16 protein-coding genes are annotated in these 14447 nt (G+C 66.3%); 10 read left to right on the forward strand and 6 right to left on the reverse strand.

Annotated features, from left to right (window positions below; translation table 11 throughout):
- Positions 1-59: 59 nt before the first annotated feature.
- Positions 60-977: a helix-turn-helix transcriptional regulator gene (locus BRO63_RS17065; protein WP_088140912.1), complete on the forward strand. Its 918-nt coding sequence runs from the start codon at positions 60-62 to the stop codon at positions 975-977.
- On the opposite strand, the gene BRO63_RS17070 is transcribed toward BRO63_RS17065, so the two are convergent.
- From BRO63_RS17070 to BRO63_RS17080, 3 genes are all read right to left on the reverse strand, one after another.
- Entirely contained in the window at positions 974-1747 is a 774-nt protein-coding gene (locus BRO63_RS17070) for a hypothetical protein (protein WP_088140913.1), read from the reverse strand. The genes BRO63_RS17065 and BRO63_RS17070 overlap by 4 nt on opposite strands.
- 10 nt (positions 1748-1757) lie before the next feature.
- A complete protein-coding gene (locus tag BRO63_RS17075; RefSeq protein WP_088140914.1) occupies positions 1758-3200 on the reverse strand; it encodes a DUF1254 domain-containing protein in 1443 nt (480 codons plus the stop codon).
- 208 nt (positions 3201-3408) lie between these two features.
- A complete protein-coding gene (locus tag BRO63_RS17080; protein ID WP_088140915.1) occupies positions 3409-3861 on the reverse strand; it encodes an Lrp/AsnC family transcriptional regulator in 453 nt (150 codons plus the stop codon).
- Between the two features lie 124 nt (positions 3862-3985).
- Between BRO63_RS17080 and BRO63_RS17085 the strand changes: the two genes are divergently transcribed.
- Positions 3986-4594, forward strand: a complete 609-nt coding sequence (locus tag BRO63_RS17085; RefSeq protein WP_256943337.1) for a LysE family translocator — start codon at positions 3986-3988, stop codon at positions 4592-4594.
- Positions 4595-4611: 17 nt separating this feature from the next.
- Here BRO63_RS17085 and BRO63_RS17090 read toward each other — a convergent pair whose 3' ends face one another.
- Positions 4612-6348 (reverse strand): SulP family inorganic anion transporter, encoded by a 1737-nt coding sequence (locus BRO63_RS17090; RefSeq protein ID WP_088140917.1) that lies wholly within the window; start codon positions 6346-6348, stop codon positions 4612-4614.
- Positions 6349-6507: 159 nt separating this feature from the next.
- Here BRO63_RS17090 and BRO63_RS17095 point away from each other — a divergent pair, with 159 nt between their 5' ends.
- The 8 genes from BRO63_RS17095 to BRO63_RS17135 all read left to right on the forward strand — a co-directional run bounded on the left by BRO63_RS17095 (position 6508) and on the right by BRO63_RS17135 (position 12458).
- Positions 6508-6936, forward strand: a complete 429-nt coding sequence (locus BRO63_RS17095) for a YybH family protein (protein WP_088140918.1) — start codon at positions 6508-6510, stop codon at positions 6934-6936.
- A 118-nt stretch (positions 6937-7054) separates the two neighbouring features.
- Complete coding sequence (locus BRO63_RS17100; RefSeq protein ID WP_088140919.1) at positions 7055-7408, forward strand: YciI family protein; 354 nt, start codon at positions 7055-7057, stop codon at positions 7406-7408.
- A 403-nt stretch (positions 7409-7811) separates the two neighbouring features.
- A complete protein-coding gene (locus BRO63_RS17110; protein ID WP_088140921.1) occupies positions 7812-8222 on the forward strand; it encodes a YciI family protein in 411 nt (136 codons plus the stop codon).
- A gap of 34 nt (positions 8223-8256) precedes the next feature.
- The gene (locus BRO63_RS17115; RefSeq protein ID WP_088140922.1) at positions 8257-8796 is read left to right on the forward strand and encodes an SRPBCC family protein; all 540 of its coding nucleotides are present in this window, start codon (positions 8257-8259) and stop codon (positions 8794-8796) included.
- A gap of 18 nt (positions 8797-8814) precedes the next feature.
- The gene (locus tag BRO63_RS17120) at positions 8815-9222 is read left to right on the forward strand and encodes a VOC family protein (protein ID WP_088140923.1); all 408 of its coding nucleotides are present in this window, start codon (positions 8815-8817) and stop codon (positions 9220-9222) included.
- On the forward strand, positions 9219-10496 hold the full coding sequence (locus BRO63_RS17125; RefSeq protein WP_088140924.1) for an RNA polymerase sigma factor: 1278 nt from the start codon (positions 9219-9221) through the stop codon (positions 10494-10496). Before BRO63_RS17120 ends, BRO63_RS17125 begins: the two co-directional genes overlap by 4 nt.
- A gap of 50 nt (positions 10497-10546) precedes the next feature.
- The gene (locus BRO63_RS17130; RefSeq protein WP_373557783.1) at positions 10547-11416 is read left to right on the forward strand and encodes an AraC family transcriptional regulator; all 870 of its coding nucleotides are present in this window, start codon (positions 10547-10549) and stop codon (positions 11414-11416) included.
- Positions 11417-11498: 82 nt separating this feature from the next.
- Positions 11499-12458 carry a DMT family transporter gene (locus BRO63_RS17135; RefSeq protein ID WP_088140925.1) on the forward strand — a complete coding sequence of 320 codons (960 nt, stop codon included), beginning with the start codon at positions 11499-11501 and terminating at the stop codon, positions 12456-12458.
- 46 nt (positions 12459-12504) lie between these two features.
- Here BRO63_RS17135 and BRO63_RS17140 read toward each other — a convergent pair whose 3' ends face one another.
- Both BRO63_RS17140 and BRO63_RS17145 read right to left on the reverse strand, forming a co-directional pair.
- Positions 12505-13179 (reverse strand): HAD family hydrolase, encoded by a 675-nt coding sequence (locus BRO63_RS17140; RefSeq protein ID WP_088140926.1) that lies wholly within the window; start codon positions 13177-13179, stop codon positions 12505-12507.
- A 70-nt stretch (positions 13180-13249) separates the two neighbouring features.
- Positions 13250-14428, reverse strand: a complete 1179-nt coding sequence (locus tag BRO63_RS17145) for an MFS transporter (protein WP_088140927.1) — start codon at positions 14426-14428, stop codon at positions 13250-13252.
- Positions 14429-14447 lie beyond the last annotated feature (19 nt).

Here is a 14447-nt window from a genome sequence, read left to right on the forward strand (position 1 = left end):
CAAGCCTGGTGCGGCACGCGTTCGGCGACAGGATCTTGAGGTACGCCAAGGAAGCCGTGATGCTCGATATCGAGCTGATCGAAAACCAGGAGTGCTTTATCCCCCAGGTCGTCATGACAGACTTCCTGTGGGAGATCGAACGGCGTTCCGGCGAAGCCAACCTGGCCCTGCTTGCCGCGCCATGCTTGTCTCTCAAGACCTACGGCCGCTGGGGAGAATATGTTCTGGCTGCCGACAGCCTGGGCGAAGCGATCGCGCGGGCCGCGTCCTCATTGGGCTACCACAGCACGGGCGACCGGATGCAGCTCACGATCGACCAGGGCATTGCCCGAATCAGCTATTTCCATGCCATGCGGGGCCGTCGAGGCTACCCGCACATTGCAACCGGCACCGCGTCGGTGCTGCTCAGCCTGCTGCGCCCCTATGTGGAAGCGGACTTTCTTCCCATCCGGATCGAACTGGACATACGCCGTCCGGCGGCATGCGCTCCTTTCGAGGATATCTTCCTGTGTCCCCTCGTATTCGAGGCCGAAGCCGTATCCGTCTGCATTGACGCCCGCTTGCTGCAGCGCCCTGCCAAGGCGGGACATCGGCCGCGCCTGGTGACGATCGAAGACGTCGCGCGGGTGCTGCTGGAACCTGCCGATCTGGGCAATTTTCTGGGCGTGGTGGTCGCGCACATCCGCGCGCAGGTTCAAAGCGGCGCCGTGTCGATCGACAGCACGGCTCGGGCGTTGGGCAGCAGCGTGCGCACGCTGCAACGCGTGCTGCGCCGCGATAGCGGCTCCGACTTCAGAGAACTCGTGAACGTCATCCGCATGCGCCGCGCGAAGGAATTGCTCGCGGGAACGAATGCTTCGATCACCGAGATTGCGACGGAATTTGGATATTCCAGTCCCGCGAATTTCGCGCGCGCGTTTCGCCATGCCGCCGGCATGGCGCCGCACGAGTATCGGCTCAGCCAGAAAGCAGGCTAGAAGCGTATGGTCAAACCCGCCATCGGCCCCTGCAGCACGGCGTCAAACTTGAACCCCCCTCGGTTGTAATCCACGCCCAGGGCGCGGTAGCCGACGGCCGCCGACACGCTCTTGCTGAAGTTGTAGCCGACACCCAGCCCTACATCCCAGTCCGCATCCGCACCGCCTGCGCCGATCAGGCCCCAACCGGTGATGTAGAACTTCTGGGTCAACACGTAGTTTCCGCGTACTCCCACCAGCCCATCGACCCACGTGGCGCCGTCGCTGGTCTTTCTGCCATTAAGATGCGCGCCTTTCAGGGTGAGGTCGGTATCGACCGACCAGACCCGCAAGCCCGCCACGACGTCCAACTGGTGCGGCGAGTTCTCGAGGACGGAATAACCGACTCCGATAAGTCCGGCAAATGTCGACGTCTGCACCTCTGCGCTGGTGGCCAGAATGCCGTGCGGCGTATCGCCTTGCGAACCGATTTTTGTGTAGATCAGATCGCCGAAGATGCTGTAGCGCCCTTTGCGCGCCTCGCCGATCAGCATGGCGCCGAAATCGAGGTTGTCGAACAGCTTGTCGAAGCCCGCGTCAAAATCGATGACGGGCGAACGCGATTGGGATGTCTTGCCCGACAGCCCGGCTGCCCAGAAGTACGGCGTGATCGAGTACGCCCATTCGCTGGAAGGCGGGGAGTCTGCGGCGGCAGCCTCCCCTTCCGCGCCTGCAACGCAACCGGCATAGAGCAAGCCGCCAAGCAGGCAGCCCGTGATTTTCTTTTTCATCGCTGGCGGATCAGCTGACTCTTCTTACCGGCGGAATGGTCCACGATCCGTTGATGATCGAAGGATCGCTCTCATTGGGCCAATAGAGGCGCATCATCAGGATGAATTCTCCCTTGGGCGCCGGCAGCCAGTTCGACTCCAGGCCCGGGCCGGGAGATTCGTGCTGGATGAGCAGATCGATCGAGCCGTCCGCTTTTGCTTTCAGCGGTTGGCGCGCGCTGATGGAATAGCGGTTGAGGGGGTTGTCGACAAAGAAGTAGTCCGCGTCATACATGGTCAATGACCAGAATCCGGAAACCGGCGGCGTAAGCCCCTTCTTGAACGACAGCACGTACTTTTCCGACCCGTTGTAGACGCGCTTGATCGCCCCGGTATCCGATTTCAGGGAGGTGGGATAGATCGCATCCTGCGGCCGGTTGGCGCCCAAGCCTATCGCGGTGATCAGGGCGCGCTGGATATAGTTGGTGCCATAAATACCCGTCTTCGTCGTGAAGCCCCAGCCGTCGACGTCCTGGATGTCGCCGCCGCTGGACTTGAAGTGCGTCATGATCCGTCCGAAACCCACCTGCGGAATCCGTTTGGCAAGGGCGGGATCGAGCTTGCTCTTGTCGAAGTTCTGGCCAGGCACGATACCCATCGAAGCGAGCTTCGCCACCATGGGCGCATCCGCCGCGCTCGGCGGGTTTCTTTTCAGCAGCTCGGCAAACAAGGTGAAGTATTCGATCGCGTCCATGTTGTTGACCTGGTCGCGGACGGACGCTTTCATGTCGATGGCGGGATCGACCTTGCCTTGGGGCGGATTCCAGCTCTTGCCCCAGGCGCTGAGGGGACAGAGCTTTACTTCATCCTGCAGCTTGTGGACTTTGGCATAGTCTTCCGGCGTGCCTGAACAGTAGATGCGGCCCAGCAGCCACACGATGCTGGTCGGCGACTTGTATTGCGTCATGCCTGAAGGAATCGCGCCTTCCCAGCCCGGCCCCGTCACCACGAAGGTTTGGGGACCTGTGCCGGTCGTGCGTTTTCCAGGCACATCAAACACGGTCGTCCAGCCATCAAGCATCGGGAACAGCGCGTAGCGGTCGTCCAGGTCGGGCAGGCTGACGACCCAGGGCTCGTCGCCCACATCGAAAAAGGCCGTGGTGTAGAGGGTGTCGGCGTTCGGCGCGGTCACGTCGCGGAATTTGGCGTCGGGATATTGGCGCAGCTTGATGAGATGGCCCATGGGAGCGCGGGTGCCCTTCGGCTCCGCGACGTTGGTGATGACCCGGCGGGTCATTTCCATCGTCACCAGGGGATACGCGTAAATATAGGCTTCGGTCGCCAGCGCGAACCGCTCATCGCCTTCCGGGAAATTCGCGACCAGGCCGTCGGCCGCGCGCGCGGAAGCACCCAGGGTGGCGGTTGCCAGCAAGGCGACGCCACCGGCGTTGAATTCTCGACGTGTTAGCTTCATTCAAATGCTCCGACAGAATGACTTGTGAAAGCGTGGAACAGATAAAAAACCTGGGCAGCCATTGCCCGGCCAAGCAAGAAACACCGGCAGCGTAGGGGAAGGGATAGCGGGTCGCCACTCATTTTGCGCCACGCGGCCTGTACCGGCTGCCCGCCCGCGACAGGAATCGGATATTGCAGCCCGTCCCGCCGTCAGCCGCCGCTAGACCTCACAAGGGCACCGGCCGGTTCCGCAGCACGTTCTTCATCACCAGCGTCGATCTCAGCCGCAGCACGCTCGGCAGCGCCGACAACACGCGGTCATAGAGCGCCTGGAACGCGGGCAGGTCCTGGGTGACGACATGCAGCATGTAGTCCGGATCGCCGAACAGCCGCTGCGCCTGCACTACCTCGGGAATGTCGGCCAGGGCGGCCTCGAACGCCGACACCCGGTCGCTGCTGCCTTCGCGCATCGTGACGAAGACGATGGCCGAGAAATTCAGCCCGACCGCGGCCAGGTTGATGTTGGCGCCATAGCCGCTGATGACGCCCGCCTCTTCCAGCGCCCGCAGCCGCCGGTGGCACGGAGACAGGCTCAGGCCGACCCGTTCCGCCAGGTCCGTGATGGAAATCCGGCCGTCTTCCTGTAGCTGCGCCAGAATTTTTCTATCTATGTCATCCATGAGGAAGATTCTACCCAAAACTACGCTTCTTCCGGTAGATAGCAGGAGCACTTCCCCTTGCTTCGCCGATAACATTCCCCGCCTGAGATTCATTTGGGGTACGCAGTTGGAAACCGGCAATCTGGTGGCGTTTTGGCTTGTTTCGCTTTCTTTGGTTGTCGTCCCGGGCGCGGATTGGGCGTATGCCATATCCGCCGGCTTGCGGGACAAGGCCGTCCTTCCCGCCGTCGCGGGCATGTTGACCGGCTATCTGATGATCACCATGGTGGTCGCGGCGGGCATAGGCGCCCTGGTCGCGAGCGAACCCGCCATCCTTACCGTCCTGACGCTGGTCGGCGCGGCGTATCTGCTCTGGCTGGGGGCCAACGTACTGGCGCATCCGTCGGAGCCCAAGGCGGGCGATGCGCAGGCCGCCGGGCATTGGCTGGGCTGGGCGGCAAGGGGTTTCGCGGTCAGCGGCGTGAACCCCAAGGCCATCCTGCTGTTCCTGGCCTTGCTGCCGCAATTCACCAGCCGCGACGGCGCCTGGCCGATCTCCACGCAGATCACGGCCTTGGGGATCCTGCAGATCCTGAATTGCGCCGTCATCTACACCCTGGTGGGCCTGGGGTCCAAGGCCGTGCTGCAATCGCGCCCGGTCGCCGCGCGCAGGGTCAGCCAGTTCTCGGGGCTGGCCATGATAGTCATTGCCCTGATCCTGTTCGGCGAACAGGTCGCCGTCTTGATGGCTTGACCCAGGCGAGGCGGGCCCTAATCTCCAGGATGCCTGCCGCCCCCGCTCTCCAGATAGCTGTCCACCGCGCTCCCTACCGTGGGGTGGAAGCGGTCGTCGCCGAATATCTCGGTCAGTTCGAAGCGTTTGAGCTTGTCGCGCACGGGATCCTTCATTTCCGCGAAATGCAGCGCCGCACCCTGCTGGGCTAGGCTGCGACTCAGTTCGCGCAGCATGTCCGCCGACGTGACGTCGACGCTAGTGACCGGCTCGGCGGCCACCACTACCCGCCGCACCGGCGTGGGCGAGGCCTCCACGGCTTCCATCAGGCGTTGCTGGAAGAGTTCGGCATTGGCGAAGAACAGCGGCGCGTCCCAGCGGAACAGCACCAGGCCGTCGATCAGCGCGGCATTCGGATAACGTTTCAGGTCGTGGTAGCCGCGCAGGTTGGGCACGCGGCCCAGCACCGCGAAATGCGGACGCCAGCCGTCCCACAGGAATTCGATCACGGCGATCAGCACGGCCAGGCAGATGCCGGGAATGGCGCCGAACACGGCCACGCCGGCAAAGCACGCCATCGACAGCCAGAACTCCCACTGCTGGATGCGGTAGATGCGCCGGAGGTCCTTGAATTCGAACAGGCCGATCGCCGCCGCTATCACCACGGCCGCCAGCGCGCTGTTCGGCAGATAGCGCAGCAGATTGGGCGCCGCGACCAGCAGCACCGCCACCGCTATCGCGCCCACCACGCCAGTCAGCTGCGTGCGCGAACCCGCCGCCTCGGCCACCGGCGTGCGCGAAGCGCTGCTGCTGATCGGAAAGCCCTGGAAGAAGCCGGCCGCCAGGTTGGCCACGCCCAGGCCCACCATTTCCTGGTTCGGATCGACCCGCGTGTTGGTGCGCGCGGCATAGGTGCGCGACAGCACACTGGTGTCCGCGAAGGCGATCAGCGCCACCGCGCAACCGCCCAGCGCGATCTTGACCAGGTCCGCGTGGCTGAGCCATGGCAAGACGAACTTGGGCAGGCCCTGCGGGATCTCGCCCAGCACCTTCACGCCTTGCGAGTCCAGATGGAACAGGCTGACCGCCAGCGTCGCCAGGATCACGGCGATCAAGATGCCCGGCACGCGATCGTAGCGCTTGAGCAGCAGGATCAGCGCCAGGGTCGCCGCGCCCACCGCGAAGCTGTACCAGTTGGTCTCGCCTTGGAATACGGCGCGCCCCAGCTGCCACAATTCGGTCAAGGGGCCGGCATCGTCTATCGATACCGCGAACAGCTTGGGCAACTGGCTGACCAGCACCGTCAGCGCGATGCCGTTCATGTAGCCATAGCGGATAGGCTTGGACAGCAGCTCGGTGATGAAACCCAGCCGCAGCAGTCCCATCACGATGCAGAACACCCCTGCGACCAGGGCCATCAGGCTGGCCGCGGCCACCGCGCGCATGGGGTCGCCTTCGGAAACGCTGAGCACCACCGCCAGGATGGGCGCGGCCAATGCCGAGTCCGGTCCCAGCACCAGGATGCGGCTGGGGCCGAACAGCGCATAGGCCAATAGCGGAATGATGGTGGCATAAAGGCCGTAGACGCCTGGGACGCCGGAGGCTTCGGCATAGGCAATGCCTACCGGCACCAGCATGGTCGTCAGCACCAGGCCGGCGGCCAGGTCTTTGGGCAGCCAGGCGGCCTGGTACGACCTGAGCACCGCCAGTCCGGGCAGCCAGCGCAGCCAACTGGCGGTGGGCACATCCTTGGAGGCGGGAGTACGGGATGCCATGGGACCTTCTCAGTGTGACGGGCGTGCCGGCAGCGCGTGTCAGGCTGCAACTCCGGTAGCGCCGATTCCGTAGTCTGACGCATTATTCATGCTTGCGGCTGTCCAGGAAGACGTACGGCGCGACATCCTTTCTTTATACAGACACGGGCAAGAATCCACATGACGCAGATGCACAATCCCGAAGACATCCCAGGCGCGTTCCAGGCCGCCTGGAACGACCACGACATGCAAGCGCTGGGCGCGCTGTTCCATGAGGATGCGACCTTCGTGAACCGGTTCGGCCACTATGTGCGCGGCGTCGAGGAAATCGTCAAGATGCATGGCCCCATCCACGCCACCATCTACAGCGATTCCACGCTGGCGAACGAACTGGTCGACGTAACGCCGGTCGGCGCCGATGCGACGGTCGTGCACTTCTGGAGCCGCCTTTCGGCAGGCGCGGCCCATCCGGCGGGCGCGCACGCCGTCGACACCATGATTCTTGCCGTGTTGACGCGGCAGGCCGGCGCCTGGCGCATCAAGGCGCTGGAAAACGTCACGCTGGTGAATCCGCGCACCGGGGCGGCGGTGCTGCGGAACGACGGCTGAGGCTCCATCTACCTCTCCTTACAAAGAACGCTTCCGGGCAAGCATCGCGGGATGGCGCCGCCGCAACAAATAGCGGTAATCTGGCGAACCTTATCGGCAGTCCGAACTGGAAGATCCCATGTCCTATCTGCTTTTCATCGTCGAACCGGTGGGCCAGCGCGCCCAGCGCACGCCCGAAGAGGGCCGCGAAGCCTACGCGCAGATGCTGCGCTACGCGGAAGACCTGAACTCGCGCGGCCTGCTGGCCCGCGCGGAATCCCTGAAGTCCGAATCGGAAGCCGTGCGCCTGCGGATCCGCGACGGCGAACGTTCCCTGGTGGACGGCCCCTATGCCGAGGCCAAGGAAATGATAGGCGGCTTCTTCCTGCTGAATTGCGAGACCCGGGAAGAAGCGTTGGCGCTGGCGGCCGAGTGTCCGGCGGCGCAATGGGCCACGGTGGAAGTGCGCGAATTGGGGCCGTGCTTCATGTAGGCACGCGGCCCATGATGCACAGGCGGCTGGCGCGCGCCAGCCGCGCGATTCAACAGTTCCCTTTCTTGGCTTGGCCCGGCGGACAGAAACCACCACGGCCGCCGCCGTCGTGGGGATCAACGATGACCGCACCGCTCGGGGTATAGACGGCACAGCCCGTCAGCAAGGAAACCAGCAAGGCAAGACTGCACAGGATCTTCATATCGGTGTTCAAAGTCGTAGACGCTGCGAGTGTATGGAGGCGCGCTGCAACCAGGGCTGTACCTTTGTAACGGTGTTCAGGCCATTTACCTAGTACTTACCCTAGGCTCCTCATTTTTCTGTCGATTTCGCGTCTTGCCGTTCGTCGTGCCAGTACAAGCCCACCCTCGGGCTGTGTTTTCCGAATCGAGGAGTCACAAGAATGCGATACATGATCATCGTCCGCGCCACGCCGGACAGTGAAGCCGGCGTGATGCCGCAGGAAAGCCTGCTGGCCGCCATGGCGACCTATCACGAGGCGCTGGCCAAGGCCGGCGTGCTGTTGGACGCCAATGGGCTGCACCCCTCCTCCAAGGGCTGGCGGGTGCAGTACGACAAGGATCAGCGCACGGTGGTCGACGGCCCCTTCGCCGACACCAAGGAACTGATCGCCGGCTACACCATGATCCAGGTGCGCTCGCGCGAGGAAGCCATGCAATGGGCGCTGCGCTTTCCGCAGCCCTTCCCCGGCCAGCCCTGCGCCGTCGAAGTGCGCCAGGTCTTCGAGCTGGACGAGTTCGGCCCCAGCGAGGGCGTCGAACGCTATCGGCGCATACCCGGCAACGGCCAATGACCCCCCTCTCCGCCACCTTCAACGGACCTCGTTCATGCTGAAAACCTTGTTGCTCATCGTCCTGGCTGCCATCGTGCTCGTGCTGGCCTACGCGGCCACGCGCCCGGACACCTTCCGCGTCGAACGCAGCGCGCGGATCCAGGCGCCGCCGGCGCGCGTGTTTCCCCTGATCAATGACCTGCACGCCTTCAACACCTGGAACCCCTACGAAAAGAAGGACCCGGCGATCAAGGGCACCTATGGCGCCGTGACGGCGGGCCCGGGCGCAACCTATGCCTGGGAAAGCAAGGAAGTCGGCGTGGGCGAAATGCAGATCGAAACCGCCGTGCCGGATTCGTCCGTGGCCTTGCGGCTGACCTTCGTGAAGCCCTTCTCCGCCGTCAACCAGGTCAACTTCACCCTGGCGCCGGCCGGCGACGCCACGCAGGTCACCTGGGCCATGAAAGGCCGGCTGAACTACGTCGCCAAACTGATGCATCTCTTTTTCAACATGGACAGCATCGTCGGGAAGGATTTCGAAGACGGGCTGGCCAACCTCAAGACCCTGGCAGAAAGGCGCCAGGACACACACTAAAAAGGAAGCGGGAACATCATGCACAACCAGATCTTCGTCAATCTCCCCATCGCTGACATGCAGAAATCGCAGGCCTTCTTCAAGAGCCTGGGCTTCAGCTTCAATCCGCAGTTCACCAACGACCAGGGCGCCTGCATGGTCGTGAGCGACAGCATCTACGTCATGCTGCTGGTGAAGGACTTCTTCCAGACGTTCACCGGCAAGCCGGTGGCCGATGCCACCAAGACCACCGAGGTGCTGATCGCGCTGTCCTGCGACAGCCGCGCCGAAGTCGACGAGCAGGTGAAACGCGCTCTCGCCGCCGGCGGCACCGCTCCGCGCCAGCCCCAGGACCACGGATTCATGTACGCCCATGGCTTCGAGGACCTGGACGGCCACGTCTGGGAACTGGTGTATATGGCCCCTGGCGAAGTGCCCAACGCATGACGCGGGAGGCCGTGCATCGCGCCATCGAGGCGGTCTGGCGGATCGAGTCCGCCAGCGTCATCGCCGGCGTCGCGCGCCTGGTGCGCGACGTCGGGCTGGCTGAAGAGCTGGCGCAGGATGCCTTGGTCGCCGCCCTGGAACGCTGGCCCGAAACCGGCGTGCCGGACAACCCGGGAGCGTGGCTGATGACTACCGCCAAGAATCGCGCGCGCGACCGCCTGCGGCTGGACGCGCTGCATACGCGCAAGCACGAGCAGATCGGGCACGAGCTGGAGGCCCTGCAGGCCGACGTCGAGCCCGATTTCGTCGACGCGCTGGACGCCGCGCGCCAGGACGACATCGGCGACGACCTGCTGCGGCTGGTGTTCACCGCCTGCCATCCGCTGCTGTCCACCGAGGCGCGCGTGGCGCTCACCCTGCGTCTTTTGGGCGGGCTGACCACGGCCGAGATCGCGCGCGCCTTCCTGGCATCGGAATCCACCATCGCGCAGCGCATCGTGCGCGCCAAGCGCAGCCTGTCCGCGGCCAACGTGCCGTTTGAAGTCCCTCGGGCCGAGGAGCGCGCGCCGCGCCTGGCGTCGGTGCTGGAAGTCATCTACCTGATCTTCAACGAGGGCTATTCGGCTACCTCGGGCGATGACTGGATGCGCCCGGCGCTATGCGACGAAGCGCTGCGCCTGGGCCGCATCCTGGCCCAGTTGGCGCCGGGCGAAAGCGAGGTCCACGGACTGGCGGCGCTGATGGAATTGCAGGCGTCGCGCCTGCATGCCCGGACCGACGCGCAAGGCCGTCCCGTCCTGCTGATGGAGCAGGACCGCGGCCGCTGGGACCCCTTGCTGATCCGCCGCGGGCTGGCAGCGCTGGCGCTGTCGGACAGCCTGGGCGCGCCGCGCGGCCCTTATGCCCTGCAGGCCGAGTTGGCCGCCTGCCACGCCCGCGCACGCACGCCCGACGAAACAGACTGGCCGCGCATCGTGGCGCTGTACGACGCGCTGGCGCAGGCCATGCCCTCGCCGGTGGTGGAGTTGAACCGCGCCGTGGCCGTGGGCATGGCGTTCGGCCCCCAGGCCGGGCTGGACCTGGCCGACCATCTGGCCGAGGAACCGGCCCTGGCCAACTACCACTGGCTGCCCAGCGTGCGCGCGGACCTGCTGGCCAAGCTGGGGCGCAAGTCCGAGGCCCGCGCCGAGTTTGAGCGCGCGGCCGGCATGACGCGCAATGCGCGCGAGCGGGAACTGCTGCTGGCGCGGGCGCGCGACATGTCCGACGCCTAGGCGCGCCGGTCCGGGCGCCGCGGCCCTGGCCGGCATGCTTAAATCCCTCCATGCGCCCCGTCGACCATGCCCCGTCCGACCTTGCCGCGCCCGCCATGCCGGGCGTGCCGCAGGCGTTCGAGCATCCCGGCGACCGGGCCGAGTTCCGGCAGGCGGCGCATCTGCCCGGCGTGGAGCTGTACCGCGCGCACATCATCCGCTATGCCTTCGAGCCCCACACCCACGAAGCCTACGGGCTGGGCGCCATCGAGGCCGGCGTCGAGCGCTTCCGCTACCGGGGCGCGGAACATCTGGCGCCTTCGGGCTCGGTGGTGTTGATGAACCCGGACGAGCTGCACACCGGCCGCGCCGAAACCGAGGGCGGCTGGCGCTACCGCATGGTCTACCTGGACCCGGAGGTGGTGGCCCGCGTCACCGGTGAAGACGGCTGGTGGTTCGATACGGCCGTCGGCCATGACGCCCCCGGCGCGCAGCGCGTCACCGCGCTGCTGGACACCTTGTGGCAGGCACGCGAACCGCTGGCCTTCGACAGCGCGCTGTATGCGCTGCTGGGCGAATTCCGCCGCCACGCGCGCGTGCCGCGGGCGGCCCGCGACGAAGGCGCGCCGCGCTTCGCGCCCGTCATCGATTACCTGCGCGCCAACCTGGCGCGCCGCCTGACCCTGGACGAGCTCGCGGCCGTGGCCGGGCTCAGCCCTTTTCATTTCCTGCGCAGCTTCCAGGCGCAGTACCACGCCACGCCACAGCAGATGCTGATGGCGCTGCGGCTGTTCGAGGCCAAGCGCCGACTGGCCGCCGGCGAATCGCCTGCCCAAGTGGCGCTGGCCTCGGGGCTGACCGACCAGGCCCACCTGACCCGCGCCTTCTCGCGCCGCTACGGCGTCACACCCGCCCGTTATCAGAAGCAAGTCCGCGCCTGAGTTCCACACCGCAATCTGGTACAAGACGCGCGGCCCGCCCGCTGGCTAGACTGCCGCCATTCGTGACCTGGAGCGACGTCGTATGTGGGCTGGAACCCTTTATGCCCTGGCCGCCGGCCTGATGTGGGGGCTGGTGTTCGTGGGGCCCCTGCTGCTGCCGGAATACCCTGCCGCGCTGCAATCGGTGGCGCGCTATCTGGCGTTCGGCCTGATCGCCCTGCCGCTGGCCTGGCTGGACCGCCGCGGGCTGCGCCAGTTGCAGCGCGCCGACTGGATCGAGGCGCTGAAGCTCGCCGCCATCGGCAACCTGCTTTATTACCTGTGCCTGGCCAGCGCCATCCAGCGCGCGGGCGGCCCGCTGCCCACCATGATCATCGGCACCCTGCCGGTGGTCATCGCCATCAGCGCCAACCTGCGCAACGCGCGGCGCGACGGCCGGCTGCCCTGGAAGCGGCTGGCGCCCGCGCTGGCCTTGATTGCGCTGGGCATTGCCTGCGTCAATCAGGTGGAATTGCAGGCCTTGCGCCAGGATGCCGACGCCGACATGTCGCGCTACGCCATCGGCGCGCTGCTGGCGTTGGGCGCGGTGGCTTGCTGGACCTGGTATCCGCTGCGCAACGCGGACTGGCTGCGCGCCCATCCCGACCGCAGCTCGCGCACCTGGGCCACGGCCCAGGGCGTGGCAACATTGCCGCTGGCGCTGGCGGGCTATCTTGTGCTGTGGGCCGGCATGGCCGCGGCCGGCAGCAGCTTTCCCATGCCGGCCGGCCCCAGGCCCGAAGTCTTCCTGGCCTTGATGGCGATCATCGGCCTGTTCGCGTCCTGGCTGGGCACCTTGTGCTGGAACGAAGCCAGCCAGCGCCTGCCGACCGCGCTGGCCGGACAGCTGATCGTGTTTGAAACGCTGGCGGCGCTGGCCTATGCCTACATCCTGCGCGGACAGATGCCCCAGCCGCTGACGCTGATCGGCATCGCCTGCCTGATGGTGGGCGTGCTGCGCGCGGTGCGGGTCAAGCCGGAGCCACTGCCCGCAACCGCTTGATGCCGCGTCCCGCAAGTGCGAGCGCAGGCCTGTGCGGCGCAAGGCCTTAGGGCAGCAGCAATTCCGGCAGCCGGCACAGATCGTCGATGACGTCCGACGCGCCCTCGTCCAGCAAGCGCTGGCGCTGGTCCGGCCCGTTGTGTGACGCGCCCACGTAGCCGATGGCGCGCATGCGCGCGGCGCGGGCGGCGCACACGCCAGGCACGCTGTCTTCCACCACCACGCAATCCAGGATCGCGGCGCGCATCTGCCGGGCGGCAAAGAGAAATACGTCCGGCGCCGGCTTGCCGTGCGCCACCTGCGCGGTGCTGAACACATTGGGCGCGAACTGATCCCACAGGCCGACCAGTTTCAGGGCCGCCTCCAGCTTGGGCGGCGTGCTGCTGGAGGCCACGCAGACCTGCAGGCCGCGCTCACGCAGCATGCGAACCGTCTCCAGCGCGCCCGGCAGCGCGCGCAATTCCTGGCGGAAGATGGTTTCCAGCCCGTCCGCGTATTCGCGCGCGAATCCTTCGGGCAGGCTGCGGGCGTTTTCCTGTTGCAGGGTCTGCCACATGTCCGCGTCGGGAATGCCGGCGAAGCGGCGCGCGGCGTCCTCGGGCGTGATGGCGATGCCATGCGCGGCCAGCGCCCGCGATTGGGCGCGCGCCGCGATGATTTCGCTATCGATCAGGACGCCGTCGCAATCGAAGATGACCAGGCTGGGGGCAGGCGTATGCATGATGGCTCCATTTCAGGACGAGTGTCCATGATATGCCTGGCTCGTGACACCACCGCGCGATCCGCGCCGCCTACAGCCCCGGACCTTTGAGGCGCCGCAAGCGCCACGCCAGAAACACCCCGCCCAGCCCGGCGGCCGCGACGATCAGCGATGCGACCGACCAGCCGTAGCGGTCGATCGCGCCGCCCACCGCCAGCGGACCTATCACCTGCCCCAGCCCGCTGCCCTGCATCACCAACCCGACCGAAGCCGGGGTCAGCGCCGGCCGCGGCGCCAGCAGCGGCGCCGTGCCCAGCAGCGTGGCCGGTATCAGCCCGCCCACCGCCGAGAACAGCACGCACAACAGGAAAGTGGGCATGGCCGGCAGCACGGAGCGGAAGATCAGGAGCGCCACCGCGCCCATGATCAGGCTGGCGCAGGCGATCAATGTCGAACGGCGCCAGCCGCGCGCCAGCAGCACGCCCGCGCCCAGGTTGCCGACCACGTTGGCAGCGCTGGCGATGGCGCTGTACAGGCCGGCGGTCGCCAGCGGCAGGCCCAACTGCTCGGTCAGCAGCACGGGCAGGAAGGTGAACAGCGCGAAGAACATCAGGCTGTAGAGCGTGAACGACAGCGCCAGCATGCGCGGACCGGGCGCGCCCATGGTATCGGCCGTGTCCTGCCGCAAGCCCCGCCACGACAGGCTGGCGCCGCCCGGGTTGGCCGGCGCCAGCGCCGCCACGCACACCATGGCCACCAGCACCGCCGCGCCCGCGCACCACCAATAGGCCTGCCAGCCGCTGAAGGCTTGCGAGGCCAGCATCGCAATGGCCATCCCGGCCGGCATGTAGCAGCTCCATAGCGCGAAGGCGAAGTCGCGGGTGGACGCCGACACCATGCGTTGCAGGGCCGCGGGACCGGCCACCGTGATCATCAGGAAGCCCAGCCCCTCCACCACCCGCGAAACCAGCAGGACGCCGTAGGTGGACGCCATCGCGCCCATCACGGAGCCCACCGCCGTCGCCGCCAGCCCCGCCAGCAGCATGCGCCGCGCGCCATAGCGGTTGATGACGCCGCCCGCGGCTATGCCGCCGACCAGGCCCAGGATCGAAAACACCGCGGCCAGCGCCCCGATGGAGGCCAGGTCCAGCCCCATGTCCTTGCGCAGCAAGGGCGCTGCAATGATGACCTTGCCCACTTGCAGCGCCGCAACCACCCCTGCCCCCACGATGGCCAGCACCGCCGACCAGCGCGTTCCTTCCTTGCCCATCCTTGTCTCCCTTGTTTTG

The sequence above is a fragment of the Achromobacter xylosoxidans genome, assembly GCF_002192695.1.
In the GTDB taxonomy this organism is placed as follows: Bacteria; Pseudomonadota; Gammaproteobacteria; order Burkholderiales; family Burkholderiaceae_B; genus Achromobacter; species Achromobacter xylosoxidans_C.

Coding starts and splice junctions, on each gene's coding strand:
- BRO63_RS17065 (WP_088140912.1), top strand. CDS start 60: ATGCTCGATATCGAGCTGATCGAAAACCAGGAGTGCTTTATCCCCCAG.
- BRO63_RS17070 (WP_088140913.1), bottom strand. CDS start 1,747: ATGAAAAAGAAAATCACGGGCTGCCTGCTTGGCGGCTTGCTCTATGCC.
- BRO63_RS17075 (WP_088140914.1), bottom strand. CDS start 3,200: ATGAAGCTAACACGTCGAGAATTCAACGCCGGTGGCGTCGCCTTGCTG.
- BRO63_RS17080 (WP_088140915.1), bottom strand. CDS start 3,861: ATGGATGACATAGATAGAAAAATTCTGGCGCAGCTACAGGAAGACGGC.
- BRO63_RS17090 (WP_088140917.1), bottom strand. CDS start 6,348: ATGGCATCCCGTACTCCCGCCTCCAAGGATGTGCCCACCGCCAGTTGG.
- BRO63_RS17095 (WP_088140918.1), top strand. CDS start 6,508: ATGACGCAGATGCACAATCCCGAAGACATCCCAGGCGCGTTCCAGGCC.
- BRO63_RS17100 (WP_088140919.1), top strand. CDS start 7,055: ATGTCCTATCTGCTTTTCATCGTCGAACCGGTGGGCCAGCGCGCCCAG.
- BRO63_RS17110 (WP_088140921.1), top strand. CDS start 7,812: ATGCGATACATGATCATCGTCCGCGCCACGCCGGACAGTGAAGCCGGC.
- BRO63_RS17115 (WP_088140922.1), top strand. CDS start 8,257: ATGCTGAAAACCTTGTTGCTCATCGTCCTGGCTGCCATCGTGCTCGTG.
- BRO63_RS17120 (WP_088140923.1), top strand. CDS start 8,815: ATGCACAACCAGATCTTCGTCAATCTCCCCATCGCTGACATGCAGAAA.
- BRO63_RS17125 (WP_088140924.1), top strand. CDS start 9,219: ATGACGCGGGAGGCCGTGCATCGCGCCATCGAGGCGGTCTGGCGGATC.
- BRO63_RS17130 (WP_373557783.1), top strand. CDS start 10,547: ATGCGCCCCGTCGACCATGCCCCGTCCGACCTTGCCGCGCCCGCCATG.
- BRO63_RS17135 (WP_088140925.1), top strand. CDS start 11,499: ATGTGGGCTGGAACCCTTTATGCCCTGGCCGCCGGCCTGATGTGGGGG.
- BRO63_RS17140 (WP_088140926.1), bottom strand. CDS start 13,179: ATGCATACGCCTGCCCCCAGCCTGGTCATCTTCGATTGCGACGGCGTC.
- BRO63_RS17145 (WP_088140927.1), bottom strand. CDS start 14,428: ATGGGCAAGGAAGGAACGCGCTGGTCGGCGGTGCTGGCCATCGTGGGG.